The sequence below is a fragment of the Denitromonas halophila genome, assembly GCF_007625155.1.
Lineage (GTDB): Bacteria > Pseudomonadota > Gammaproteobacteria > Burkholderiales > Rhodocyclaceae > Nitrogeniibacter > Nitrogeniibacter halophilus.
The window spans coordinates 51974-77965 of the sequence record NZ_VMNK01000023.1; the positions used below are offsets into that span (position 1 = coordinate 51974).

Sequence of the window (25992 nt, forward strand, 5' to 3'; positions counted from 1 at the left end):
CCATCCGAGAATCCGTCTCGCCCGCTCAAACCACACCTTTCTGACGAAGCTGACTGATCGCCACCTCGTCCAAACCCAAGCCCTTCAATACGCTATCGGTATGCGCCCCCAGGGCCGGGCCGATCCATTCCGTCGCCCCGGGCGTTGCCGTCAGTTTCGGCACCACGCTGGGGATCGCCAGCGATTCGCCACCGGGCAAACCCACCCGTTCGATCATTTGTCGCGCCAGATACTGCGGGTCCGCAAACATGTCGGCCACGGAGTAGATGTTTGAGACGGGCACATCGGCCGCCTTGAGCGTCTCGAGGACGACCTGTCCGTCATGCCGACCGACCCAGTCGTCGATGACACCGTAGATTTCAGCCGCGCGGGCATCACGCCCCGCGTTGTCCGCCAGCGCCGCATCGTCCGCCAGATCCGGCCGACCGACAGCGCGCATCAGACGCTTGAAAATGGCGTCGCCATTGCCGCCGACGATGATGTGCTTGCCGTCGCGCGCGGTGTGCGTGTTCGACGGCGTAATCCCTGGCATCACATTACCGGTGCGCTCTCGGATGAATCCGTAGTGATCGAACTCCGGCACCATGCTCTCCATCATGGCGAACACGGCCTCGTACAGGGCCACATCGACCACCTGTCCTTGCCCCCCGGCGACCTCGCGATGACGCAGTGCCATCAAGGCACCCAACGCAGCCCACAGCGCAGCGATCGAATCGCCGATCGAGATGCCGGTCTTGAACGGCGGTAGCTCCGGGTCGCCGGTGATGTAGCGCAAGCCGCCCATGGATTCACCAATGGCGCCGAAACCTGGTTGATCGCGATACGGCCCGGTCTGACCAAAGCCCGACAAGCGCACCATCACCAGCCCTGGGTTGTCGGCGTTGAGCACATCCCAGCCCAAACCCAGTTTTTCCATCACACCAGGGCGGAAGTTTTCGACGACGATGTCGGCATTCGCCACCAGTTGACGCGCGATGGCGACACCTTCTGGCGACTTCAGATTGAGCGTCACCGACTGTTTGTTACGTGCCTGCACATACCACCACAGCGAGGTATCGCCATGCAGTTTGCGCCACTTGCGCAAAGGGTCACCGGTGCCCGGCGTCTCAATCTTGATCACCTCGGCGCCAAATTCGGCCAGGATGCGGGTGCAGAATGGGCCCGCAATCAAGGTGCCGAACTCGATCACCCGCACGCCTTGCAGCGGCTTGTCGCTCACGCCCTGCTCGGCCTTGGGTGCATCAGACATGTGCGCTTTCACCTCAGACCGAACGCCGTTCGATCAGCGCCTGGGCGATGGTGCCGATGTCGGTGTGCTCCAGCTCGCCACCCACCGGCACGCCACGCGCGATGCGACTGACCTTCAGGCCGCGCGCGCGCATCAACTCGCCGACGGTATGCGCCGTCACTTCGCCTTCATTGGTGAAATTGGTGGCCAGAATCACTTCTTCAACCTGACCATCGGTGGCCCGCTCGACCAGCTTCTCGAGCTTAAGCTCCCGTGGGCCGATGCCATCGAGCGGCGACATGCGGCCCATGAGCACGTAGTACATGCCCTTGAAGGCATGCGTCTGCTCCATCATGGCCAGATCGGACGGCATCTCGACCACGCACAGCAAGCGCGGATCGCGCTGCGGGTTGGCGCAGCGCTGGCAGATGTCGTCTTCCGTAAAGGTATTGCATCGCGCGCAATGGCGCAGCACCTCAAGCGCCTTGCTCAAGGCGCTCGCCAGCCGCGCCGCACCGCGCTGGTCGCGCTGCAGCATGTGGTAGGCCATGCGCTGGGCCGACTTCGGCCCAACCCCGGGCAGGCAGCGCAAGGCTTCGATGAGGGCATCAAGCGTAGAAGGGGTCATGGGTGGTCGTGTCGTGCCTTTGAAGCGCCGGTGACATGCCGTGCAGGTTGGGTTGAGCAGCGCGAAGCCCAACATGCGGCGTACCGAGTTGGCAGGATGTGTGTTGGGCTTCGCTACGCTCAACCCAAGCTACACCCTCGACAGCCATCGTCAAACTCAGAACGGCATCTTGAAGCCGGGGGGCAGATTCAGCCCGGCCGAGAACCCCGCCATTTTTTCCTGACTGGTGGCATCGACACGGCGCACGGCGTCGTTGACGGCTGCTGCCAGCAAGTCTTCGAGCATTTCGCGATCATCCATTACCGACTCGTCGATCTGAACGCGACGCACATCGTGCTTGCAGGTCATGGTGATCTTGACCATGCCGGCACCGGCCTGGCCCTCGACTTCGATCGACGCCAACTCTTCCTGCGCCTTCTGCATGTTTTCCTGCATCTTCTGGGCCTGTTTCATCAGGCCTGCAATACCGCCCTTCATCATGTTGCTTTCTCCAGTGCAATCCGGTGTGTCACAAGGGGCGTACCGACGCTTCCTGCAAGGTCGCGTCAAAACGCTCGATCATTTCCTGTACGAAAGGGTCCTGTTCCAGCGAGGCAATCGCCTGCGCCTGCCGGGCCTCACGCGTTGCCGCGTCGCGCTGCGCCGGCGTTTCGCCCTCGATGCCGCCGATCTCGATGTTCAGCTTCACGGGGCGATCAAAATGGCGATCAATCTCGGCCTGCAGCCGTTCGAGATTGCCACGGTTCATGGCAATCAGGTGGCGATGCGCTTCGCTCAGCCGCAGGCGAATACTGCCCTCCGCCATACCCAGCCATTCGCAGTGCTGAGCCAACTCACGCACCAGGCCTTTCAGGCCGATCTCTACGATCAGGCCATGCCAGTCGACATCGCCTGAGGGCACGTCGGCGGACGCGCGCTGCGCTGCCACCGGCGCGCTCGCCGGCGCGGCGACCTCAGCGGGCTCACGCTCCGGCGGCTCTGATACGCCGGCATCATCCGACGAGGCGGCATGCGCCTCTTCGGGCAAATCTTCCCAAGGCGGGACATCGCCTCGCGACACGGGCTTAGGCGCCGGTGCGGCGGCAAGCGGTTCAGGCGCGGGCTTTGCCACCGGCGCGACCGCGGCGGGCTTGTCCGCCACGGGCGGCCGAGTCGGCGCTGCGGTTGCGACAGGGGCCGAAACGGGTGCGGCGCCAGGTGTCGAATCAAGCGCAGGCGCAATCGGTCGGGTTGGCGTTCGCGCGGCGAGCGCCGGCACGCTGCCACCACCGCCGGCCAAAGGCGCCGCTTGCGCGGGCCGGAAAGCATGCAGACGCAACAGCGTCATGACAAAACCAGCGGGCTCATCCGGCGCCAGGGGCAGCTCGTCACGACCATGGATCGCGATCTGATAAGCCAGTTGCAGGAATTCGGGGTCGAAGGCATCGACATAGGGCTGCAAACGCGTGCGCTCTACTTCGTCGGCAATCGCACTCGGCGCAAACTGAAACACCGCGATGCGCTGCACCAGCGAGGCCAGCGCCTGCAGCGCGGCATCAAAAGACAGACTGCGCGCATCCATGGCCTCGGCCACGGCCAGCATGGCCGACACGTCGTTGCTGACCAGACCGTCGAGAATTTCAAACAGATGGTCTTCACCCACCGAGCCGAGCATGGCCTGCACGCCGGCTTCTTCGACCTTGCCGGCGCCATGCGCGATGGCCTGATCGAGCAGCGACAGCGCATCGCGCATCGAACCACTGGCGCCTTTGGCAATGTGGCGCAACGCAGGCGGATCAAACGGCACCGCTTCGGTCTCGAGAATGCGCGACAGATGCTCGACGATATGTCCCGGCGGCATCTGCTTGAGATTGAACTGCAGGCAGCGCGACAGCACCGTGACCGGAATCTTCTGCGGATCGGTGGTGGCGAGGATGAACTTGATGTGCTCGGGCGGCTCTTCCAGCGTCTTCAACATGGCATTGAAGGCCGAGTTGGAGAGCATGTGCACTTCGTCGATCACGTACACCTTGAAACGGCCCCGCGTCGGCGCGTATACCGCGTTTTCGAGCAACTGGCGCATCTCGTCGACACGCGTGTTGGTGGCCGCGTCGACCTCCAGCAAATCCACAAACCGCCCGGCGTCGATCTCTTGGCAGGACGAGCACACACCACAAGGCGTGGCGGTCACACCGGTCTCGCAATTGAGCGCCTTGGCGAGGATTCGGGCGATGGTGGTTTTGCCCACGCCGCGCGTCCCGGTAAACAGGTAGGCGTGATGCAAACGCCCGGTTTCGAGCGCGTGCGTCAGCGCCCGAACCACATGCTCCTGCCCCACCAGGGTGTCAAAACCCTTGGGACGCCATTTACGCGCGAGGACCTGATAACTCATGGCGGGATTCTAGCAGAGGCGGCGGTTTCGCCGGCAGTGTCGCAAGGCATTCGAAATAGTCAAAAACTACAACAATAACTATATCAATACATTTTCAATGCTTTACCGGGTGGCACCTCCTGGCAACACGCCAACTCGTGTGCCCGCAGCGCCGCCACGGACCGCCCCACAGATTCTGGCCATACCTGACGGTCGCATCGAGCCCCATCCATCGATCTACAGTCATTTACCTGAGCTATAAGCGACTTAGTTATTTATCGTTGGAAACTATGTCTCGAGTTGGAGACACTGGGGCATCAAGATCATTTTCCGGAGAACGCCATGAGCACCCGCGAGCTTCGTCTCCTGTCCCACACGCTGATGCCGCACCCCCTGCCCCGCCATTGGATCGGCGCGGCCTTGCTTCTTGTCGGCATCGCCATCTACGGCCGCGATCTGTATCAGTTCGCCTCAGGCATGGCCACCGACCCGGTGGTCGGGCGCGCCTTCTCCGGCGGCATGCTGGCCGCCATGGCCACCGCGCTGGGCACACTGCCGGTGCTGTTCGCGCGGCCCTTGTCGGCCCGCACACAGGCAGCGATGCTCGGCTTCGGCGCGGGCGTGATGCTGGCAGCGACCGCGTTCTCGTTGGTGCTGCCGGGGCTGGATGCGGCGCGCGAGATCTGGAACGACCCGTGGATCGCCGGCGGCGTGATGGCCGCCGGCATCGTGGCCGGTGGTGGCGCGCTGCTGTGGCTGGACGGCCGTCTGCCGCATGAGCATTTCCTTAACGGCACCGACGGCGTCGACACCGAGACGCTGGCTCGGGTCTGGCTCTTCGTGTTCGCCATTGCCCTCCACAATCTGCCTGAAGGCTTGGCCATTGGTGTGGCTGCCGCCAAGGATGGCGCCGGTGCCGCTGCGCTGGCCATGGGCATCGCGATCCAGGACATCCCGGAGGGGCTGGTGGTGGCGCTGGCCTTGCGTGGCGCCGGCTACCGGGCCGGCACCGCCGCGTTGGTGGGGGCGGCCTCGGGTCTGGTCGAGCCGGTCGCCGCCGTGCTGGGCGCCAGCCTGATTCAGGTCTCGGCCGTCGCCTTGCCCTGGGGATTGGCGCTGGCGGCTGGCGCCATGTTGCTGGTGGTGAGCCACGAGATCATCCCGGAATCGCATCGCAGCGGCCACGAGGGCGCCGCATCGAAGGGCCTGCTGATCGGCTTCTGCGTGATGATGCTGCTCGACACCGCGCTGGCCTGAACAAGGCAGCGCAAAGAAAACGCCGACCCTCGCGGATCGGCGTTTTTGGTGTTCAGGGTGGCGAGCCTGACCCTCGGCACTTGCAGGGAACGGCTGTGGCTGCTGCCTTCCGGCCCTGACCAGGTTCACCGCGCTGCAATGCGAGGAGACCCGCCACGGACGGCATTGTATCAGCTTCTCCCGGCGGTGGGCGCTGCGTCTATCGCACTGCGTCAATTGCCGGGAGTGGCTCCTTACCTGAGATCGGGGAAGTCGTCCTCGAAGAACTCCATCGCCCCTTTGTCGCCGCGCGCCTCTTCGTGCTTGCGCAATTCGACGCGCCGGATCTTGCCCGAAATGGTCTTCGGCAAATCGGCAAACTCCAGGCGACGGATGCGCTTGTAGGGCGCCAGGTTCTCGCGCGTGAAGGCAAAGATGTCGCGCGCCAACTCAGCGCTCGGGCTCTGGCCTTCGACCAGAATCACGAAGGCCTTGGGCACCGCCAAGCGCACCGGATCGGGGCTGGGCACCACGGCCGCTTCAGCCACCGCCGGGTGCTCAATAAGCACGCTTTCGAGCTCGAAGGGGCTGATCCGGTAGTCGGAGGCCTTGAACACATCATCGGCACGACCAACATAAGTGATGTAGCCCTCGTCGTCGATCTGCGCCACATCGCCGGTGTGATAGAAACCGTCGCGCATCACTTCGGCAGTTTTGGCTTCATCACCGGCGTAGCAAAGCATCAGCCCCATCGGACGGGCCGACAGGTCGAGACAGACTTCACCCTCCTCCGCCGGTTTGCCTTCGCTGTCGATGAGCGCAATCTTGTAGCCCGGCAGCGGGCGCCCCATCGAACCCGGCTTGAGCCGCTGGCCCGGCGGGTTGCCGATCTGGGCAGTGGTTTCGGTCTGGCCAAAACCGTCACGAATGGTGATCCCCCAGGCCTTTTCGACCTGCTCGATCACTTCCGGATTGAGCGGCTCGCCGGCGCCGATCAGCTCGCGCAGCGAGGTCTTGTAGGCGCCCAGATTCTGCTGGATGAGCATGCGCCACACGGTCGGTGGGGCGCACAAGGTGTTGATCTCGTACTTGACCAGCACATCGAGCAGCGCTTTGGCGTCGAAGCGAGTGTAGTTGTAAAGGAAGACCGTGGCGCCAGCATTCCAGGGCGCGAAGAAGCAGCTCCAGGCATGCTTGGCCCAGCCCGGCGAGGAGATGTTCATGTGGCGGTCGCCCGGCTGCAGGCCGATCCAGAACATGGTCGACAAATGACCGATCGGGTAGGACTGATGGCTGTGCTGCACCAGCTTGGGCTTGGAGGTGGTGCCGGAGGTGAAGTACAGCAGCAGCGGATCGGTAACCCGGGTGATGCCATCGGGCGTGAAGTGCGCGTCCGCCGCATCGGCGTCCGCGTACGACAACCAGCCTTCACACGGCGCGCCGACGGCAATGCGAGTAAAGCCGCTCTTGCCATCGAATTTGTCGACATGCGCATGTCCGATCACCGCGTGCCTGACCTGGCCGCGCTCGATCCGGTCATCCAGATCGTCCGGCGTGAGCAGCGTGGTCGCGGGGATCACCACCGCCCCCAGCTTGATAGCGGCCAGCATGGTCTCCCACAGCGGAACCTCGTTGCCGAGCATGATCAGAATGTGATCGCCACGCGATACGCCTTGCGCGCGCAACCAGTTGGCCACTTGATTGGAGCGCGCCGACATCTGCGCAAAGCTGCGCTTCGACTCGCTGCCGTCCTGCTCGACAAGCCATAGCGCCGGCTGGTCGTTGTTTTTGGCCATGGCGTCGAAGTAATCGATGGCCCAGTTGAACTCACTCAACTGCGGCCACTGAAACCCGGCGTAGGCCGTGTCGTAGTCGGTACGGTTGGCCAGCAGAAAATCGCGGGCCTCAAGAAATTTGGCGACAACACTCATCTAGACGTCTCCCTCAACGGTGTATCCGTGGCTGAATCGCCGCACGGCGCCATACGGCACCGTACAGGCAAGAGCGCATTGATACCGTTGACGTCAACGTAATGCAAGCCGAAATCGGCATCGAAGCCGATTAGTTGATTCGCATCAAGCGCGACGCTGCCTTGCGGCCTCAAACAAACAGATGCCGCTGGCCACCGACACATTCAGACTATCGACCGAGCCATACATCGGGATGCGCGCCAGCACATCGCAGGTGTCACGTGTCAGTCGGCGCAGGCCGTCGCCCTCGGCGCCCAGCACCCAGGCGACCGGACCGGTCTGGTCGACGGCGTAGAGGTCTTGCTCGGCCTCCCCCGCCGCACCGATGATCCACACGCCGGCGTCCTGCATCTGGCGCAGCGCGCGCGACAGATTGGTAACCGTCACATAAGGTACCGTGTCGGCCGCGCCGCTGGCGACCTTGATGGCTGTGGCATTGAGGCTGGCCGAGCGATCCTTGGGCGCGATCACCGCCTGTGCGCCGGCCGCATCGGCCGCACGCAGGCACGCCCCCAGATTGTGCGGATCGGTCACGCCGTCGAGCACCAATAGCAGCGCCGGGCCTTCGAGCGTATCGAGGATGTCATCGAGCTGTAGCACCTTGTGACGCGCGTCGACCCGCGCCACCACGCCCTGGTGCACTGCCCCGCCGGCCATGCCGTCAAGACGGCCGGTATCGGTCGGGATCACGCGGACATTTTGCGTCTCGGCCAGCGCGACCAGATCCCGCGCGCGACCATCATTGCGCTGCGCGGCGACATGGATTTCGACCACGCCCTCGGGATCGTTGCGCAGGCGCGAGCGCACCGCATGAAAACCAAAAATGAAGCGGGTCTCGCGCCCGGAGGGATTAGCCACGTCGTTTACCTTTCTTTTGTTTGCCAGCGCCCGCACCGGAAGATGTCTCGGTGACCAGACGAAAATCAATCTTGGTGGTTTCCATATCGACGCGCATCAACTGCACCGTGATGCGGTCCGACAAACGGAAACGCTTGCCGCTACGCTCACCGAGCAACTCGTGACGCGACTCGTCGTAATGGAAATAGTCTTCGCCCAACTCGGAAATGTGCACCAGCCCTTCGATGAACACATTGTCCAGCGCCACGAAGAGGCCGAAGGGTACCACCGAGGACACGCTGCCGGTGAACACCTCGCCGACCCGATCCTGCATGTAGAAACACTTCAGCCAGGACTCGACATCGCGCGAGGCTTCGTCGGCGCGGCGCTCGGTTTGCGAGCAATGCAGACCGATCTGCTCCCAGTCCCCCGGACGGTATTGCTGGCCGGTGAGCACCGCCTTGATCGCGCGGTGCACCAGCAGATCGGGATAGCGGCGGATCGGCGAGGTGAAGTGCGTGTAAGCCTCGTAGGCCAGGCCAAAGTGACCGACGTTGTCCGGGCTGTAAATCGCCTGACGCAAGGAACGCAGCATCACCGTCTGCAACAGCGGCATGTCCGGCCGGTCTTTTACCTTGCTCAGCAAGGCCGCGTAATCCTTGGCCGTGGGGTCATCCCCGCCCCCGAGCTGCAGGCCGAACTCGCCAAGAAAGCTGCGCAACTGTTCGATCTTCTCCGGCTTGGGGCTCTCGTGCACCCGATACAAGGCCGGATGGTGATTGGCCTGCAAAAAGTCCGATGCACACACGTTGGCGGCCAGCATGCACTCCTCAATGACCCGGTGCGCATCGTTGCGCACCTCGGGCACGATGCGGTCGATCTTGCCCTCGTCATTGAAGATCATCCGGGTTTCGGTGGTTTCGAAATCGATGGCGCCGCGCTTCGCACGCGCCTTGAGCAACACACGGAAGAGTTGATCGAGGTTTTCGAGCTGCGGCAGGCGCTCGGCCAGTGCCTCTCGGACCTCGGGGTCTTTTTCATAGAGCGCCGCCGCGACCTGGTTATAGGTCAGCCGGGCGTGCGAAAACATCACCGCCGGGTAGAAGCGGAACTGCTTGACTGCCCCGGTCGGCGAAATGTTCATGTCGCACACCATGCACAAACGGTCGACTTGCGGGTTGAGCGAGCACAGACCATTGGAGAGATTCTCCGGCAACATCGGAATCACGCGACGCGGGAAATACACCGAGTTGCCACGGTCGAAGGCGTCCGAATCCAGTGCCGAGCCCGGCTCAACATAGTGCGACACATCGGCAATCGCCACCAACAGGCGGAAGCCCCGACCAACACGCTCGCAATACACCGCGTCGTCAAAGTCCTTGGCGGTTTCACCATCGATGGTGACCAGCGGCAAATGGCGAATATCCTCCCGCCCGGCCAGGTCTTTTTTGCGCACGCCCTTTGGCAGGGCGCGGGCCTGTGCCTTGGACTCCGCCGAGAATTCGAACGGCAGCTCATGCTTGCGCAACGCCACTTCAACTTCCATGCCCGGGTCAGCGTAACGCCCCAGCGTCTCGACCAGGCGGCCCACTGGCAGCGCATGCTTGCTGGGCTGCTCGACCAACTCGACCACCACCACCTCGCCAGCCTCGACCTTTTTCTTGCGGCCGCCCGGCGCGAGCAGGATGTCACGTGCGATGCGCCGGTTCTCCGGCACCACGACGAGTACGCCATGTTCGCTGACCACACGGCCGACCACCCGCGTGTTGGCGCGCTCGAGCACTTCGACGATCTGACCTTCCGGCCGGCCGCGGCGATCCATGCCGGAGACACGCACAATCGCGCGATCACCATGCAACACTTCACGCATCTGGCGCGGTCCGAGGAACACATCGCCCGACCCGTCGTCGGGAATGAGAAAACCGAAGCCATCGGGATGGCCTTCGACCCGGCCACGAATCAGCGCGGCCTTGTCAGGGATGAGATAAGCATCACGCCGGTTACGCACCAGCTCACCTTCGCGCTCCATTGCGCGTACCCGACGCTCGAAAAACGGCATTTCGTCAGCACGGATATCCAGCGCTTCGGCCAGTTGTGGCAACTGCATCGGATGGCCTGCCTCAACCAGAATCTGGAGCACATACTCCCGGCTCGGCAAGGGATATTCGTAACGCTCGGTCTCGCGCGCAAAGAACGGATCGGCGCGGCGAATGGCGCTGAGTTTGCGTTTTGACTTGCGCACCGGCGCGGCTTCAGCCTGGCTGACCTGGGGTTTTGTTTTTTTTGTGGGTCGATTCATTGACAACCTTTTTTGAACAGATATAATGCGCGGCTCGCCCAGATGGCGGAATTGGTAGACGCGCTAGCTTCAGGTGCTAGTATCCTTACGGATGTGGAGGTTCGAGTCCTCTTCTGGGCACCAAATCCGGGAAAGCCAGTCAGATTTCTGACTGGCTTTTTCTTTTTCCGAACCGGGTAAAGAGTCAGCGTTCGCCAGCCCTGTTTTTCTTGAAATAATAATTGCACTTTTTTTTCCTGAAGCTATAATTTGCGCTCTTGCCCAGATGGCGGAATTGGTAGACGCGCTAGCTTCAGGTGCTAGTATTCTTACGGATGTGGAGGTTCGAGTCCTCTTCTGGGCACCAGTTTCAAAAAGAGCCGACCGAAAGGTCGGCTCTTTTACGTTCACTCGGCTCAAAAGCGACTCAAGCATCGCCGACTCAAGCACAGCGTAGCGGCGAGATCCTCGCCGCTACGCCACGCCAGATTACTTGAACGGATGACGCTGGACGATGGTCTGATCCCGATCCGGACCAGTCGAGATCATGTCCACCGGCACCGCACACACTTCTTCAATCCGCTTCAGATACGCGCGGGCAGTCGCCGGCAGCGCATCGTAATCCTTGACGCCAACGGTGCTTTCCTTCCAGCCCGGCAGCGTTTCATACACTGGCACACAGCGCGCCGTCTCTTCAGCGCCCACCGGCAGAATATCGGACAGTTTGCCGTCGATTTGGTAACCGGTGCACAGCTTGACCTCTTCCACCCCGTCGAGCACGTCGAGCTTGGTCACACACAGACCCGACACGCCGTTGATCTGGATAGACCGCTTGAGCGCAGCCGCATCGAACCAGCCGCAGCGACGCGCCCGGCCCGTGGTCGCACCAAATTCGTTGCCCTTGGTGGCCAAGTGCTTGCCGACCGGATCCAGCTTGCTCTCGGCGTCGTACAACTCGGTCGGGAACGGCCCCGAGCCCACGCGCGTAGTGTAGGCCTTGGTGATGCCCAGGACATAATGCAGCATGCTCGGCCCCACGCCGGCGCCTGCAGCTGCCGCACCTGCGACGCAGTTGCTGGAGGTCACGAACGGATAGGTGCCGTGATCGATATCGAGCAGCGTCCCTTGGGCCCCTTCAAACAGCAGGTTGGCACCCTCGCGGTGCGCATCATAGAGCGCGCGCGGCACATCGGCGACCAAGGCTTCGAGTCGCGGCGCCATGGCCAGCGACGCATCCAGCGTTTCCTGGAAATCCACCGGCGCAGCACGGTAGTACTGGGTCAGCATGAAGTTGTGATAGTCGAGCAGTTCCGCCAATTGCTCGGCAAAACGCTTCGGACGCATCAAGTCCTGCACACGCAGACCGCGGCGAGCCACTTTGTCTTCATAGGCCGGCCCGATGCCACGCCCGGTGGTGCCAATCTTGTTGATGCCACGCGCCGCCTCACGGGCGATATCAAGCGCCTGGTGGTAAGGCATGATCAACGGACAGGCTTCGGAAATGCGAAGGCGCTCGCTGACATTCACACCCACCGCTTCGAGCTTGTCGATTTCCTTGAACAGCGCCTCGGGCGACACCACCACACCATTGCCGATGTAGCAGGCCACGCCTTCGCGCAGGATGCCCGACGGAATCAGGTGCAGGACGGTTTTCTGGCCGCCGATCACGAGGGTGTGACCCGCGTTATGGCCTCCCTGGAAGCGGACAACGCCTTGCGAGTGGTCGGTCAGCCAGTCGACAATCTTGCCTTTACCTTCGTCGCCCCATTGCGTGCCGATAACAACTACGTTCTTACCCATGTGCTGCACCCTCTCCCTCGAGCGATACGACCAGCCATTGCTCGTCGTGCCATACCATTTGACGGTCACACCCCGTCTCGCCCCACGAGCCCTCATGGCCCGGCAGAGTCTCGACGACAATCTCGCCACGCGCACGCAAGGCGCGCACGGCTTCATTCAATCCGTCCGGACCGCTCGCCGGCGCGAGAATCGCACCGGGCAGATCCGGCGCCGGCAGGCGCTGCACCAGCTCACGCAAGTCCAGACTAAAGCCCGTTGCCGGACGGCCGCGTCCGAAAGCCTTGCCAACTGCGTCATAACGACCACCCAGCGCGAGCGCACTCGGCGAGTGCCCACCATAAGCCGCGAACACCACACCGCTGTGATAGTGGTAACCGCGCAGATCGGCCAAATCGACGCTGATCGGCAAGCCCGGCAAGGCCGCGGCAATACGATCTAGCTCATCCAATGCCGTGACGACTTCCGGCCAATCGGGCAACACACGGCGCGCTTCGATCAGTACCGAGGCATCACCATACAGCTTGGGCAGCGCAAGCAAGGCGGAGCGCACCGTGGCATCCAGCGGCGCCAAGCGCTCGGTCAGAGTCGGAACATCCTTGGCTTGTAACAGGCCGAACAGGTCCCGCACCGCGTCGTCATCCATGGCTGCGCGGCCGACCAGCGCGCGGAACAAGCCCACATGCCCCAAATCGATCCGTGAGGTCGGCACCTCGGCGATACGCAGCACCTCGGCAAGCAGCCGAATGATCTCGATATCTGCCTCGATACCGGCGTGGCCGTAGAGCTCTGCACCTATCTGGATCGGCTCCCGACTGGCGGTCAGCGTGGCGGGCAGCGTGTGGGCCACCGCACCGCAATAACACAGGCGGCTCACGCCTTGGCGATTGAGCAGATGCGCGTCGATACGCGCCACCTGCGGTGTCATATCGGCGCGAACACCCAAAGTACGGCCCGACAACTGATCCACCAGCTTGAAGGTGCGCAACCGCAAATCCTGCCCAGCCCCGGTAAGGAGCGAGTCAAGATATTCCACCAGGGGCGGAACAACCAATTGGTAGCCGTGCAAGCGGAAGGCATCCAGCAGCTTCCGACGCAGGTGCTCGAGCTTGTCCGCCTCTGGCGGCAGGACATCCTGAAAATATTCTGGCAGTACCCAGCGCATCACGCGTGCCGTTTAGTCATTGAAAACAAGAAGGAGAATGAGCCCGATCAACATCGAGCTCAATCCGATAAAACGAATCTGCCCATCCTCCATGAGAACGGCTTTCCGGAACACCTCGCGCCAACGCCCGGGGGAAACGAACGGTAGCACGCCTTCAATCAACAACATGAGGGCGAAGGCCGTTATCAGGGAGGATTTCATTCCGTCGGGCTTTTCCGAAGCGTCGCGCCACCTTTCAGATACTTGAAGAAGTCGCTGCTCGGCTCCACCACCAGCACGTCACCCTTGTCAGCAAAGCTTTGACGATAAGCCTGCAGGCTGCGGTAGAAGGAGTAGAACTCGGCGTCGGCACCAAAGGCTTCGGCGTAAATCTCGGTGGCCTTGGCATCGCCCTCACCCTTGATACGCTGGGAGTCACGATACGCATTGGCAATGATGACCTCGCGCTGACGATCAGCATCGGCGCGGATCTTCTCCGCCTCCGCCGCACCCTCTGAACGCAACTCATTGGCCACCCGCTTGCGCTCGGCTTCCATTCGGCGATACACCGATTCGGACACCTCGGTCGGCAGATCAACCCGCTTCAGTCGCACGTCCAGAATCTGCACGCCGATTTTGCGGGAATCCTGATCGGCCTTGGCGCGCATCTGCTCCATGATCTCATCGCGCTGACCCGAAACCACTTCATGCACCGTCCGCTTACCAAATTCTTCGCGCAACCCGGAGTTCACAGTCTGTTCGAGACGGGTAATCGCTCGCCGCTCATCGCCACCGACGGATTCGAGAAAGAGTTGCGGATCGGAGATGCGCCACTTGACGAACAGGTCAACCAGCACGTTTTTCTTTTCAGAGGTAATGAAACGCTCGGGCTCCGGCGTATCCATGGTCAGAATGCGCTTCTCGAAGAAAGTCACGTTCTGGACCAGCGGCACCTTGAAATTCAAACCCGGCTCTTTGATGACCCGCTTGATCTCACCGAACTGACGAACGATGGCGAACTGGCGCTTATCGACGGTGAACATCGACATGGAGACAAGAGCCAAGGCAAAGAGCACGGCCCCCAATAGGATCGGTGTACGCTCACGCATCAGCGGCCTCCCAACTCACGGCTGTTACGAAGGAAATCCCGGCTGCGCACATCGTCACCAATCGAAGCCGATCGCGGTGTCTCGGTCCCGGCCACGACGCTGGTCGTATTGCGGGCTTCAGCGCGCGCCGCCTCGCTTGCGCCCGACGATTGAATCAGTTTGTCCAGCGGCATCAGCATCAGGTTTCCACTGCCTTTCGTATCCACCATGACCTTCGTGGTGTTGGAGTACATGTCCTGCATGGTCTCAATGTACATGCGGTCGCGCGTCACCTTGGGCGCCTTGCGGTACTCCGCCAGCACCTGGGAGAACCGACTCGCTTCACCCTCGGCATTGGCCACCACACGTGCAGCATAACCACTCGCCTCTTCAGCCAGCCGGGACGCCGTACCGCGCGCCTTCGGAATGACGTCATTGGCGTAGGCCTGACCTTCGTTGGTCTGACGCACACGGTCCTGACCGGCCTTGACCGCATCGTCAAACGCGGCCTGCACCTGTTCGGGTGGCTGAGCGTTGCGCATGGTGACCTGGCTGATCTGAATGCCCGTCTGGTAACGGTCAACGATTTCCTGCATCAAGTCCTTGGCACGCACGGCGATTTCCTCACGGCCTTCGTACAGTACGAAGTCCATGCGGTTGCGGCCGACGATCTGGCGCACCGCCGTTTCGGCGGCCTGCGCAACAGCCTCGTCCGGGTGACGGTTGTTGAACAGATAGTCTTCCGGGCTCTTCAGGATGTACTGAACCGCGAACTGAATATTGATGATGTTCTCATCGTCGGTCAGCATCAGCGCTTCGCGCAGCACCTTGTTGCGCTCCGCGCCGCGATAGCCAACTTCGATGGTTCGCACGCCGGTCACGTCGACCAGCTCGTGGCTCTCGATCGGAAACGGCAGGCGCAAGTGCAGGCCCGGCTCGGTGGTCTCGTTGTACTCGCCGAAACGCAGCACGACCCCGCGCTGGTTGGCATCAACAATGTAGAAACCGCTGGCACCCCAAACGAGCAGCACCAGCACGATGAGCGCACCGAGCCCACCGCCGAACTGCCGTGGGCTCAGGGACGGCATGCCGCCCCCACCACCGCCGTTGCCATTGCCGCCACCACCGCTACGGCGACCAAAAAGACCTCCGAGACGACGATTGACGTCGCGCCACAATTCATCAAGGTCAGGAGGGCCGTCTTTTGGGCGGTCCCGCTCCTGATCGTTCCCCTGGTTACCCCAGCGAGGATCATTCAGCGACATGAGTGTTTCCATTAGGAATGGAGTGGATCGAAATGAGAAGACGGCTGATGATCTGAATCATCTGCCCTCAGGCCTGCGGCAAAGCGCTCCGCTTCCTCAGCCAGCGCCAGTCGTAGCAAATCAAGCCCCTCGCCTGTCTTGGCGCTCGCGAAAACGCGGCCGATTCTATCACAGCCGTCCCGCTCAAACCGGGCTGGCGTCCCGCTGCCGTCAATCTTGTTCCAGACCAGAATCTGCGGGATATCTCCCGCACCGATCTCGCCCAGAACACCATTCACAGCGGCAATTTGCGCATCCCGGTCATCACTGCCGGAGTCGACCACGTGCACCAGCAAATCAGCGTTGACCGTTTCCTCGAGCGTTGCATGGAATGCTGCCACCAGACTATGTGGCAGATCCCGGATGAATCCGACCGTGTCCGACAGCACAATGTTCCCCGCCTCGCCCAAAAACAGTCGGCGGGAGGTGGTGTCCAGCGTGGCAAACAACTGATTGGCGGCGTACGCACCGGCCTTGGTCAATGCGTTGAAAAGCGTCGACTTGCCGGCGTTGGTGTAACCGACAATCGATACAGACAAGACGTCGCGACGCTCTCGCGCACGCCGGCGAACCCGGCGCTGGTTTTCCAGCTTTTCGAGTTTGCCACGCAGCGTCTTCACCCGAGCGCCAATGAGTCGGCGGTCGGTTTCCAGTTGCGTTTCGCCTGGGCCGCGCAGGCCCACCCCGCCCTTTTGCCGCTCGAGGTGAGTCCAGCCACGAATCAAACGCGTCGCCAGATGCTCGAGTTGCGCCAGCTCGACCTGCAGCTTGCCCTCATGGCTACGCGCCCGCAGGGCAAAGATATCGAGAATCAACGCCGTACGGTCAACCACCCGGCACTGCAGCACGCGCTCGAGGTTGCGCTGCTGGCCCGGGCTCAGGGCGTGATTGAAGATCACGAGATCTGCCTCATGGCCCGCGAGCAGGTCACCAATCTCTTGCGCCTTGCCCTTACCGACAAACAAGGCCGGGTCCGGCGCACGGCGTTTGGCACGAACGATGGTTTCGACCGTCGCGCCAGCACTCTGTGCCAGCAAGACCAACTCGGCCAGACGCTCTTCAATGGCGTCCTGGCCCAGATCAATCTGCACCAGGACAGCACGCTCTCCCGCTTCGGGGCGGTCAAACATAAGACGCCCCGGCAATCTGCCCGATGGGTATGAACAACACCTTAGGCTTCGGGCTCACCCGGCTCCTGCTGCTGGAAGTTGACCGGGCGGGCCGGCACAACCGTCGAGATGGCGTGCTTGTACACCATCTGGGTCACGGTGTTGCGCAACAGTACGACATATTGATCGAAGGACTCGATCTGGCCCTGCAGCTTGATGCCGTTAACCAGGTAGATGGACACCGGCACGTGCTCGCGACGCAGTGCGTTAAGGAAGGGATCCTGCAGGAGTTGGCCTTTGTTGCTCATGTTTTAGCCTCTATCGTTATGTGGGCGTAATTTAATTGATTCCGCAGTGCAACACCAATCGGCGCGCCTGACGGAGGTGGTGTGGATGCTACTTTCGATCGCTATACGGGTTGGTCGATGACCGGAACTGGATACGCAACGGCGTCCCCTGCAGCTTGAACGCCTCCATGAACATGCGTTCCAGATACCGTGTATAGCTGGCCGGAATTCCCTCCAGACCCGTGCCATGAATCACAATAATCGGCGGATTGCTGCCGCCCTGGTGGGCGTACCGCATCTTCGGACGGAACATCCGCACCTTGGGCGGCGCCTGCTTGGTCACCGCCTCTTCAAGCAAGCGGGTCAACTTCGGGGTCGATAGCTTGGCCATCGCTGCGGCAAAGGCTTTGTCGACCGACGACATGACGCCGCTGATGCCCTGCGATTTCAAGGCCGACACATAATGCTGGCGGGCAAAGCTCAAGAACGGTAGCTTTCGCATCACGTCACTCTTGATCTGCTCACGCCGATAGCTGTCAACGCTGTCCCACTTGTTGATGGCCAGCACCAGGGCGCGCCCGGTTTCAAGCACAAAACCGGCAATGTGCGCATCCTGGTCCGACACGTCCTGACTGGCGTCCAGCACCAGCACGACCACGTTCGCCTGCTCGATGGCCTGCAGCGTCTTGATGACCGAGAACTTCTCGACCGCTTCGAACACCTTGCCACGCCGACGCAGACCGGCGGTGTCGATCAGTTTGTATTCGCGGCCGTTGCGTGAAAACGGGATGGAAATTGCATCGCGCGTTGTGCCGGGCATATCGAAGGCAATCACCCGCTCCTCGCCCAGCAAGGTGTTGATCAGGGTGGACTTGCCGACGTTCGGCCGGCCCACGATCGCCACACGCGGCCCGACGTCTTCCAGTTCAGCGGGCGGCGTCTCGGGGGGCAGCACCTCGAAGATTTCGTCAAGCAAGGGGTGCACACCGTCGCCGTGCGCCGCGGAAATGACCAGCGGCGCCCCCAGGCCCAGCGCATGAAACTCAGCGCCAAGCACGGCACGATTCGCGCCCTCACCTTTGTTCACCACCAGAAACACCGGTCGATCGACACGGCGAAGCCGATTGGCAATTTCCTGATCATGCGGGGTCAGGCCGCTGCGACCGTCGACCATGAACAGCAGCACGTCGGCTTCAGCGATGGCCTGCTCGGCCTGCCGCGCCATCTCGTGCATGATGCCGTCTTTGGCGACCGGGTCGAAACCGGCGGTATCGACCACCAGATAGTCGCGCGAGCCGAGACGGCCGACACCGTAGTGACGGTCCCGCGTCAGGCCCGGCTGATCCGCAACCAGCGCATCGCGCGTTTTGGTCAAGCGATTGAAAAGGGTTGATTTACCGACGTTCGGCCGACCAACCAGTACCAGCGTAGGGATCACTTTCGACCTTTATCAGCGCGGCTGAAACACATGAATGCCACCCGCACGCGTCTGCACAAGCACAAGCTCGCCCACAGCGCGCGGTGCCACGGAGACGCCGCTGCTATCGGCCTGAGTGCGGCCGATGAAGGCGCCGTTCTCGAGACTGAGCAGATGCACATAACCTTCGGTATCACCCACCACCACACCAGCACTGGTGGCCAAAGGTGCGGTCAGCACCCGGCGCACGAGTTGATCCTGACGCCACATGCTGGCGCCACTGAAAGCGTCCAGCGCGACCACGGCATCGGTATCTTCGGTGACATACACCTGACGAACATCGCGACTCATGCCGCCGCGAGCTGACACCGGCCGGCTCCACAGGGTTTTGCCGTTGGTCACGTCAAAGCAGCTGACGCGCCCCTGGAAGGCCGCGGCGCACAGGGTCTGACGATGCAGCACCGGGTCGCCGACCACGTCGGCAATGCGCTCAAGCTCGGTCGCGCCGGCAGGCAAGGCCACCGACAGCTCCCAGATCAGTCCGCCGTTGTTCAAATCAAGCGCCGCCAGCTTGCCACCAGGGAAGCCTAGCACCGCCACGTTGTTTTCGAGCAACATGCCCGAGGGGTTGCGCAAGGTCAGCGCCGGCGTAGTGCGCCGGTAGGTCCATTTGATGGCGCCGTCTTTACGGTCCAGGCCGAACACCCGGTTGTCGCTGCTGCGCACCACCACGAAATCCTTGGCGACGCCAGGTGCGGCGAGCACCTCGGCATTGACCTTGGCGCGCCAGCGTTCAGCGCCTGAGCTGGCATCCAGCGCAACGACTTCACCCGCGCCGTTGGCCACCACGGCCAGATCCGCATCGGCGCCGACACCGGCGGTCAGACCGCCATCGACACGCACACGCCACCGGGTCTGCCCACCGGAAAAACGGGCCACATCGCCCGCTGCCCCGGCTGCGATCACGTCGCTATCGAGCACCGCAGGTTCAAACCGGTAGATATCGGCCTCGCCGATTTTGGCGGACCACACCGGCGACAACGTGGCCGAGGCTTTGAATTCCGGTAGCGGCGCCATCTTCGGCGCGGGCGTCGAGAACGGGTTAAGCGCATCGAGCGAGCTGCAGCCGACCAGCAAGGAGGTGGCGGCCAGCGCCGTGAACAAACGGAATGAACGCATCAGCGAGCACCTCCCATAAGCGCTTCGAGCTTGATTCGGATGATTTCTGCACTGCGGTCGCCCGGCACGATCACCGCGTCGGCGGCGTCGAGCGCTGCCTGGTAGGCCTTGCGCGCATCGTCAATCTTGCCGTCCGCAACCAAAGCGTCGCCACGCAGATCGTGATGACGAACTTTCAAGGCCGGCGGCGGCTCGTCGGACAGCAAGGCCAGCGCCGCGGCGGTGTCGCCAGCGTCAAGGCGCACGGCGGCAAGGCGCAGGCGGGCGATATCGCGCATGACGGGCTCGCTGGCGTTTTTGGTGACCCACTCCAGCGGCAGCGCCGCATTGCCGGTATCTCCTGCCGCCTGCTGCACCTTGGCAGACATCAACGCCGCCAGCGGTGCGTAGGCCGTACCGGAAAAATTCTCAAGAATCTGGCCGGCCGCCTGGCGCGCCGCCGCCGCGTCGTTGTCGACCACGGCCTTTTGCACCACGCTATACAAGGCGGCCGCTTCGGCCGTCTGTTTGCGCTGATACCACTGCCAGCCTTGCCAGCTGACCGAGGCGACCGCGGCGATCACCGCCACCGTCGTCACCATCCAGCCGTACTGCGCCCACCACGCCTTCAGTTCGGCGAGTTGTTCCTGCTCTTCAAGGTCATAGACTGCCATCGTCATCTTCCACGGCAAATAGGAGGTCGGCCAGCACATCGGCCAGTTGATCGGCGGCAACGCGTCGCTGCTCGCCGCCGTCGCGCAAGGGTTTGAGTGTCACTTCAGCCGCGGCGGCTTCATCGTCACCGATAATCACGGCACAGGGCGCACCGCTGCCGTCGGCCTTTTTCATCTGCGCCTTGAAGTTGCCGCCACCGCAATGGAGCAGCACGGAATAGCCGTGCGCCCGCATGTCTTCGGCCACCCGGAAGGCGAAGGTTTGCGCCGCCTCACCCTGATGGACCACGTAAATATCGGGCACTTCGCGCTCGGGCTCGCCGCCCGAACTTTGCCAAAGCGCGAGCAATCGCTCAACACCCATCGCAAAGCCGGCGGCAGGTGCGCTCTTGCCGCCGAGTTGCTCGATCAGGCCGTCGTAACGGCCACCCGCACACACCGTGCCCTGCGCGCCGAGCTGATCGGTCACCCATTCGAACACCGTGCGATTGTAGTAATCGAGACCACGCACCAGACGGGTATTGATGCGATACGGAATGGCGTTGTCTTTGAGGATGCTCTGGACACCATTGAAATGCGCCAGGGACTCCTCACCGAGGTACTCCATCAAGGTGGGCGCGGCTTCGACCAGCGCCTGCATATCCGGGTTCTTGGTGTCGAGAATACGCAGCGGATTGGAGTACAGCCGGCGCTTGGCCTCTTCGTCCAGTTGCTCGGCATGCGCTTCAAAATACGTAATCAGGGCCGCCCGGTGCACTGCCCGCTCCTCGGAAGAACCGAGTGAATTGAGCTCGAGGTGGATATCCTGAATGCCCAGATCATCCCACAGCCGGGCGCACATCAGAATCAGTTCGGCGTCGATATCCGGCCCGGCAAAGCCCAGCGCCTCGGCACCAATCTGATGAAACTGCCGATAGCGCCCTTTTTGCGGGCGCTCGTGGCGAAACATCGGGCCGTAATAATAGAGCCGCTTCGGGCCGCTGTGCAGCAGGCTATGCTGCATCACGGCGCGCACGCAGGAGGCGGTGTTCTCGGGGCGCAGCGTCAGATGCTCACCGTTGAGCGCATCTTCAAAAGAGTACATCTCTTTTTCGACGATGTCGGTCACTTCACCGATGGCGCGGCGAAACAGCGGCGTGGGCTCAACAATGGGGGTGCGAATCGGCCGATAGCCGTAGCTCTTGAGCCAGTCGCGAATCAAGGATTCGAACTGCTCCCAGGTCTCGGCTTCGTCCAGGAAAATATCGTTCATGCCACGTACGGCACGCAGGCTTTGACTCATGTCTGCTGTCTTTCTTCTGTTCTACGCGGGTCAGCCCGCTTTTTTTCGGTAGCGCGTCGCAACATACTCGTCGACGATGGCCTGGAACTCGGTGGCAATGTTGCCACCGCGCAGTGTGACGGTTTTTTGGCCATCGACAAACACCGGCGCAGCCGGCGTCTCGCCCGTACCCGGCAGCGAAATGCCTACATTGGCATGTTTGCTCTCGCCGGGGCCATTGACGACGCAGCCCATCACGGCCAGCGTCATGTTCTCGACACCGTCGTACTGCTCGCGCCACAAGGGCATTTGCTCGCGCACATGATTCTGGATGCGCGAGGCCAATTCCTGGAAAAAGGTGCTGGTGGTCCGGCCGCAGCCGGGACACGCCGTAACCATCGGGGTGAAGGCGCGCAAACCCATGGTCTGCAGGATCTCCTGCGCCACCACCACTTCCTGCGTACGGCTGCCGTTGGGTTCGGGCGTGAGCGAGACACGGATGGTGTCGCCGATGCCTTCTTGCAGCAGCACGCCCATCGCCGCGGTCGACGCCACGATGCCTTTCGAGCCCATGCCGGCCTCAGTCAGACCGAGGTGCAACGGGTAGTCGCAGCGACGCGCCAGATCGCGGTACACCGCGATCAAATCCTGCACGCTCGACACTTTGGCCGAGAGGATGATCCGGTCGCCCGGCAAGCCATAGGACTCGGCCTTGGCGGCGGATTCGAGTGCGGACGTGACCAGCGCTTCGCGCATCACCGCGCCGGCATCGAGTGGCACTTTGCGACTGGCATTCTCATCCATGATGCGCGCCAGCACCGAGGGGTCGAGACTGCCCCAGTTGACGCCAATGCGCACCGGCTTGTCGTACTTGCAGGCGATCTCGATAATCGACGCGAACTGCGGATCACGCTTGGTGCCCGCCCCCACATTACCCGGATTGATGCGCAGCTTGGCCAGCGCCTCGGCGCACTCAGGCACATCGGTCAGCAGTTTGTGGCCGTTGTAATGGAAGTCACCCACCAACGGCACGTCCACGTTCATGCGCGCCAGTTGCTCACGAATGGCCGGCACGGCACGTGCGGCCTCTTCGTTGTTAACGGTGATGCGCACCATCTCGGAACCGGCACGCGCGAGCTGGGCCACCTGGATGGCTGTGGCAATGGCATCGGCCGTATCGGTATTGGTCATCGATTGAACGACAACCGGCGCATCCGACCCCACCAGCACTTTGCCAATACGCACCTGCCGGCTCTGCCGACGCAACGCTGCCTGACCGTCAATCGCTCCGTTCATTGATGCGCTCACTCCAGTGTCAGCCGGGCGACGCTGACATTTGTGTGCGGTGCCAGATCGACCGGCTTGCCGCCGTATTCGAGCTCAACGCTCTTGGCGTTGCCAACGACCAGGCGATACGGCGGCTTTCCGCTGACCTCTTGCACCGAACCGGCGCGGTTGGTCCGCGAGAAAATAATTTCGCCCGACGCGTCGCGCACTTCGACCCACGACTCCTTGCTGAAACGGAACACCAGCCGCGAGCTCTTCACCGGCTCGACGGGCGCGGCCACCTCGGGCTTGGGCGCCGCCGGTGCCGGCACAGGCACAACGGCCGCGGCCACTGGCGTCGCGGCATCCGACTGCGGCGCCGACGGCACGACCGGTGCAGGCGCGCCAGGCATCGACGGCACAGCGACCGCTTCAAGCGCAGTTGGCGCGGTCGTGGGGGCGACCTGAGCAGTGGGCGCGTCGTCAGGAATCACGAGAGGCGCGGAATCGGGCGGCGGCACAACAGGGGTCAGCGCGGCCGGTGCCACCGGCGTGTCGGCCACTGCGGCCCCGGTAGCCGGATCCTCGGTGGTCTGGAACCAATCGAAATACCACCCGCCCACCACCGCCAGCATCAACAACGCGGCAATCAGCGCCATTGGCAATGCCGAGGGGCGCAAGGCGCCGTCGCCATTCGGAAGCGTACCTTGCGCATTGCTGATCGGCGCGAGCTCTGCCGGCGCAGCGACACCGCTGGTTTGCGCGAGCGACTGGATCAAGGGCTCGGGATCGAGTCCGAGCAAACGCGCGTAGTTGCGCAGAAACCCTCGCGCAAACGCCGCACCAGGCAAGGCGTCGAAACGTTCATCTTCCAGTGCCTGCACCTGGCGCTGGGTCAGCTTGAGTGCCTGCGCCACATCGACCAGGCTCAGTCCATGATGCTCCCGGGTCGTGCGGAGCATGTCGCCAACACCAACCACCGCTGCGGCCTGTTCAGCTGACACGTCGAGCATGTCTGCGTTCTCGCTCACTCGTATTTCCCTTCGATCAATTTCTGATATTCCGGCGAGGTGGGGAAGCGGCTTTTCAGCTGGCTACCGTAGCTCGCTTCGGTCTCTTTGTCGTTACGTGCCCGTTCGACGCGAACACCCAGCCACAGCGACTCGGCGGTCGGCGGGCTCTTCTGGTGGACCGTATTCAAATACACGTGGGCCGCTTCGGGGTTGTTGCGGCGGTAGGCAATGGCTGCCAGATTCAAGACGGCCTGAATATTGTTGGCATCCAAGGTCATCGCACGGCGAAAATAGGTCTCGGCCGCTTCCAGCTGCCCTTGCCCCATGCGGCACAAACCAGCATTTGTCATCGGCCGGGTCGGCGTAGTGTAGTAAGGATTGCGGGCGGATTGCTCGAGCATGCGAATGCCTTCGTCGACTTCGCCCTGCACGCACAAAAACCAGCCATAACTGTTGTTGATCTCGGGGTCGCCCGGGGCCAGCGCGTCGGCACGTGCGAAGGCGCCGCGCGCCGACGCCGGATCGTTCAGTGCCATAAAGACGAGCGCCTGGAGGTGATGGGCCGGCGCGTAAGTCTGGTCATACGCCAAGGCAGTGCGCACTTCATCCAGTGCCACACCGACGCGCTGCGCCGTCACATAGGCCATGCCCAGATCGGTATGAATCTTCGCTCGGGCCTGGTTCTCACTCACCACGGGGCGCTCTGCCGCCGGCCGCAGATCGAGCGAGCCACTGCTGCCAGGCGCCGACGGGTTGGTCGTGCAGCCGGACAGAAGCAAGCCTGCGAATCCCAGGGCGGCAAGGAGGTGCGCTGTCTTCATGAGCGAGAGGTACCTGTGAAATGAATGGGCTGGGTACGACGGGTCTTGTCCTGGACTTGACCGGCCAGCTGACCACACGCGGCATCGACATCATCTCCCCGCGTCTTGCGGGTGGTGGCCACGATACCAGCGTCCTGCAGGATACCGGCAAAGCGCCGGATGCGCTCGGAGGGCGAGCGCCGGTAAGGGGAATTCGGGAAAGGGTTGAACGGGATCAGGTTGAATTTGCACGACACTTCGCGCGCGATGGCGACCAGCTCATGCGCATGGGTATCAAAGTCGTTCACACCGTCGAGCATCACATACTCGAAGGTCACGAAGTCACGCGGCGCGGCGACCAGGTAGCGATTGCACGCGGCCAGCAACTCCTTGAGCGGGTACTTCTGGTTGATCGGCACCAGTTGGTCGCGCAGGGCGTCGTTGGGCGCATGCAGCGACACGGCCAGCGCCACCGGGCAGGCTTCGCGCAGGCGATCCATGGCCGGCACGATGCCAGAGGTCGAAACGGTCACGCGCCGACGCGACAAGCCATAGCCGTGGTCGTCGAGCATCAGGCGCAAGGCCACCAATACATTGTCGAGGTTGGCCAGCGGCTCGCCCATGCCCATCATGACGACGTTGCTGATCACACGATCACCATCCGCCGTCGCACCGAGCAGGCGGTTGGCCAACCAAAGCTGGCCGATGATCTCGCCAGCCGTGAGGTTCCGGTTGAAACCCTGCTTACCGGTCGAGCAAAAAGAGCAGTCGAGCGCACACCCGGCCTGCGAGGAAATGCACAAGGTGCCACGGCCGGTCTCGGGGATGAACACCGTCTCGACCGCATTGCCCTGTCCAACATCCAGCAACCACTTGCGGGTGCCGTCGGTGGACACCGAGTCGCGTACCGGTTCGGGCGTGCGCACACAGGCCTGCTCACCCAGGCGAGCGCGCAAACTCTTCGCGACGTCGGTCATCTGATCGAAGTCGCTCACCCCGAAACGGTGCAACCAACGCAAGACCTGCCTGGCACGAAAAGGCTTTTCGCCTTGCGTCGCAAACCAGTCGATCAATCCGTCGACATCAAAATCCAGCAGGTTGACCTGTTTCGTCATGGGGTGTGTGCCTTTGGCGAAAATGCAATCGG

General features: G+C 62.4%; 23 protein-coding genes, 2 tRNA genes and 1 other RNA gene. 3 read left to right on the forward strand and 23 right to left on the reverse strand.

The features are described from left to right. Nucleotides 1-25: 25 nt before the first annotated feature. The 4 genes from FHP91_RS20305 to dnaX all read right to left on the reverse strand — a co-directional run bounded on the left by FHP91_RS20305 (nt 26) and on the right by dnaX (nt 4227). Nucleotides 26-1249, reverse strand: coding sequence for a CaiB/BaiF CoA transferase family protein (locus FHP91_RS20305; protein ID WP_144311294.1), 1224 nt, complete (start codon nt 1247-1249; stop codon nt 26-28). A 13-nt stretch (nt 1250-1262) separates the two neighbouring features. Next, entirely contained in the window at nt 1263-1856 is a 594-nt protein-coding gene (gene recR / locus FHP91_RS20310) for a recombination mediator RecR (protein WP_144311295.1), read from the reverse strand. 156 nt (nt 1857-2012) lie between these two features. Then, nucleotides 2013-2336, reverse strand: a complete 324-nt coding sequence (locus FHP91_RS20315; protein ID WP_144311296.1) for a YbaB/EbfC family nucleoid-associated protein — start codon at nt 2334-2336, stop codon at nt 2013-2015. Nucleotides 2337-2364: 28 nt separating this feature from the next. Beyond that, nucleotides 2365-4227 carry a DNA polymerase III subunit gamma/tau gene (gene dnaX, locus FHP91_RS20320; protein WP_144311297.1) on the reverse strand — a complete coding sequence of 621 codons (1863 nt, stop codon included), beginning with the start codon at nt 4225-4227 and terminating at the stop codon, nt 2365-2367. Nucleotides 4228-4548: 321 nt separating this feature from the next. Between dnaX and FHP91_RS20325 the strand changes: the two genes are divergently transcribed. After that, on the forward strand, nt 4549-5463 hold the full coding sequence (locus FHP91_RS20325) for a ZIP family metal transporter (RefSeq protein ID WP_222105269.1): 915 nt from the start codon (nt 4549-4551) through the stop codon (nt 5461-5463). Nucleotides 5464-5519: 56 nt separating this feature from the next. Here the strand turns inward: FHP91_RS20325 and ffs are convergent. The 4 genes from ffs to rnr all read right to left on the reverse strand — a co-directional run bounded on the left by ffs (nt 5520) and on the right by rnr (nt 10548). Continuing rightward, nucleotides 5520-5618: signal recognition particle sRNA small type (ffs, locus tag FHP91_RS20330), an RNA gene on the reverse strand. Nucleotides 5619-5696: 78 nt separating this feature from the next. Further along, nucleotides 5697-7373 (reverse strand): AMP-binding protein, encoded by a 1677-nt coding sequence (locus FHP91_RS20335; RefSeq protein ID WP_144311298.1) that lies wholly within the window; start codon nt 7371-7373, stop codon nt 5697-5699. A gap of 144 nt (nt 7374-7517) precedes the next feature. Continuing rightward, complete coding sequence (rlmB, locus tag FHP91_RS20340; RefSeq protein WP_144311299.1) at nt 7518-8270, reverse strand: 23S rRNA (guanosine(2251)-2'-O)-methyltransferase RlmB; 753 nt, start codon at nt 8268-8270, stop codon at nt 7518-7520. After that, the gene (gene rnr / locus FHP91_RS20345) at nt 8263-10548 is read right to left on the reverse strand and encodes a ribonuclease R (protein WP_144311300.1); all 2286 of its coding nucleotides are present in this window, start codon (nt 10546-10548) and stop codon (nt 8263-8265) included. The genes rlmB and rnr overlap by 8 nt, the downstream gene beginning before the upstream one ends. A gap of 36 nt (nt 10549-10584) precedes the next feature. On the opposite strand from rnr, the gene FHP91_RS20350 reads away from it, so the two are divergent. After that, nucleotides 10585-10671 (forward strand) — tRNA-Leu (locus FHP91_RS20350). 136 nt (nt 10672-10807) lie between these two features. Continuing rightward, nucleotides 10808-10894, forward strand: a tRNA-Leu gene (locus tag FHP91_RS20355). Nucleotides 10895-11016: 122 nt separating this feature from the next. Here the strand turns inward: FHP91_RS20355 and FHP91_RS20360 are convergent. From FHP91_RS20360 to rlmN, 15 genes are all read right to left on the reverse strand, one after another. After that, nucleotides 11017-12327: an adenylosuccinate synthase gene (locus tag FHP91_RS20360; protein ID WP_144311301.1), complete on the reverse strand. Its 1311-nt coding sequence runs from the start codon at nt 12325-12327 to the stop codon at nt 11017-11019. After that, a complete protein-coding gene (locus FHP91_RS20365) occupies nt 12320-13489 on the reverse strand; it encodes an ATP phosphoribosyltransferase regulatory subunit (RefSeq protein ID WP_144311302.1) in 1170 nt (389 codons plus the stop codon). The genes FHP91_RS20360 and FHP91_RS20365 overlap by 8 nt, the downstream gene beginning before the upstream one ends. 12 nt (nt 13490-13501) lie before the next feature. Continuing rightward, entirely contained in the window at nt 13502-13690 is a 189-nt protein-coding gene (locus tag FHP91_RS20370) for a DUF2065 domain-containing protein (protein WP_144179078.1), read from the reverse strand. After that, nucleotides 13687-14577: a protease modulator HflC gene (hflC, locus tag FHP91_RS20375; RefSeq protein WP_144179079.1), complete on the reverse strand. Its 891-nt coding sequence runs from the start codon at nt 14575-14577 to the stop codon at nt 13687-13689. Before hflC ends, FHP91_RS20370 begins: the two co-directional genes overlap by 4 nt. After that, nucleotides 14577-15821, reverse strand: coding sequence for an FtsH protease activity modulator HflK (gene hflK, locus FHP91_RS20380; RefSeq protein ID WP_144179080.1), 1245 nt, complete (start codon nt 15819-15821; stop codon nt 14577-14579). Before hflK ends, hflC begins: the two co-directional genes overlap by 1 nt. Before the next feature lie 11 nt (nt 15822-15832). Further along, nucleotides 15833-16990, reverse strand: coding sequence for a GTPase HflX (gene hflX / locus FHP91_RS20385; protein WP_144179081.1), 1158 nt, complete (start codon nt 16988-16990; stop codon nt 15833-15835). 41 nt (nt 16991-17031) lie between these two features. Next, nucleotides 17032-17277, reverse strand: a complete 246-nt coding sequence (gene hfq / locus FHP91_RS20390) for an RNA chaperone Hfq (RefSeq protein WP_144179082.1) — start codon at nt 17275-17277, stop codon at nt 17032-17034. 88 nt (nt 17278-17365) lie between these two features. Beyond that, nucleotides 17366-18694 (reverse strand): ribosome biogenesis GTPase Der, encoded by a 1329-nt coding sequence (gene der / locus FHP91_RS20395; RefSeq protein ID WP_144179083.1) that lies wholly within the window; start codon nt 18692-18694, stop codon nt 17366-17368. A gap of 12 nt (nt 18695-18706) precedes the next feature. Next, nucleotides 18707-19852 (reverse strand): outer membrane protein assembly factor BamB, encoded by a 1146-nt coding sequence (bamB, locus tag FHP91_RS20400; protein ID WP_144311303.1) that lies wholly within the window; start codon nt 19850-19852, stop codon nt 18707-18709. Then, complete coding sequence (locus FHP91_RS20405) at nt 19852-20505, reverse strand: YfgM family protein (protein ID WP_144311304.1); 654 nt, start codon at nt 20503-20505, stop codon at nt 19852-19854. Before FHP91_RS20405 ends, bamB begins: the two co-directional genes overlap by 1 nt. Beyond that, a complete protein-coding gene (hisS, locus tag FHP91_RS20410; RefSeq protein ID WP_144179086.1) occupies nt 20492-21787 on the reverse strand; it encodes a histidine--tRNA ligase in 1296 nt (431 codons plus the stop codon). The genes FHP91_RS20405 and hisS overlap by 14 nt, the downstream gene beginning before the upstream one ends. 30 nt (nt 21788-21817) lie before the next feature. After that, nucleotides 21818-23062: a flavodoxin-dependent (E)-4-hydroxy-3-methylbut-2-enyl-diphosphate synthase gene (ispG, locus tag FHP91_RS20415; protein WP_144179087.1), complete on the reverse strand. Its 1245-nt coding sequence runs from the start codon at nt 23060-23062 to the stop codon at nt 21818-21820. 8 nt (nt 23063-23070) lie between these two features. Next, nucleotides 23071-24063, reverse strand: a complete 993-nt coding sequence (locus tag FHP91_RS20420) for a RodZ domain-containing protein (protein WP_246116390.1) — start codon at nt 24061-24063, stop codon at nt 23071-23073. Next, nucleotides 24060-24866 (reverse strand): type IV pilus biogenesis/stability protein PilW, encoded by an 807-nt coding sequence (gene pilW, locus FHP91_RS20425; RefSeq protein ID WP_144311305.1) that lies wholly within the window; start codon nt 24864-24866, stop codon nt 24060-24062. Before pilW ends, FHP91_RS20420 begins: the two co-directional genes overlap by 4 nt. Then, nucleotides 24863-25960 carry a 23S rRNA (adenine(2503)-C(2))-methyltransferase RlmN gene (gene rlmN / locus FHP91_RS20430; RefSeq protein ID WP_144311306.1) on the reverse strand — a complete coding sequence of 366 codons (1098 nt, stop codon included), beginning with the start codon at nt 25958-25960 and terminating at the stop codon, nt 24863-24865. The genes pilW and rlmN overlap by 4 nt, the downstream gene beginning before the upstream one ends. Nucleotides 25961-25992 lie beyond the last annotated feature (32 nt).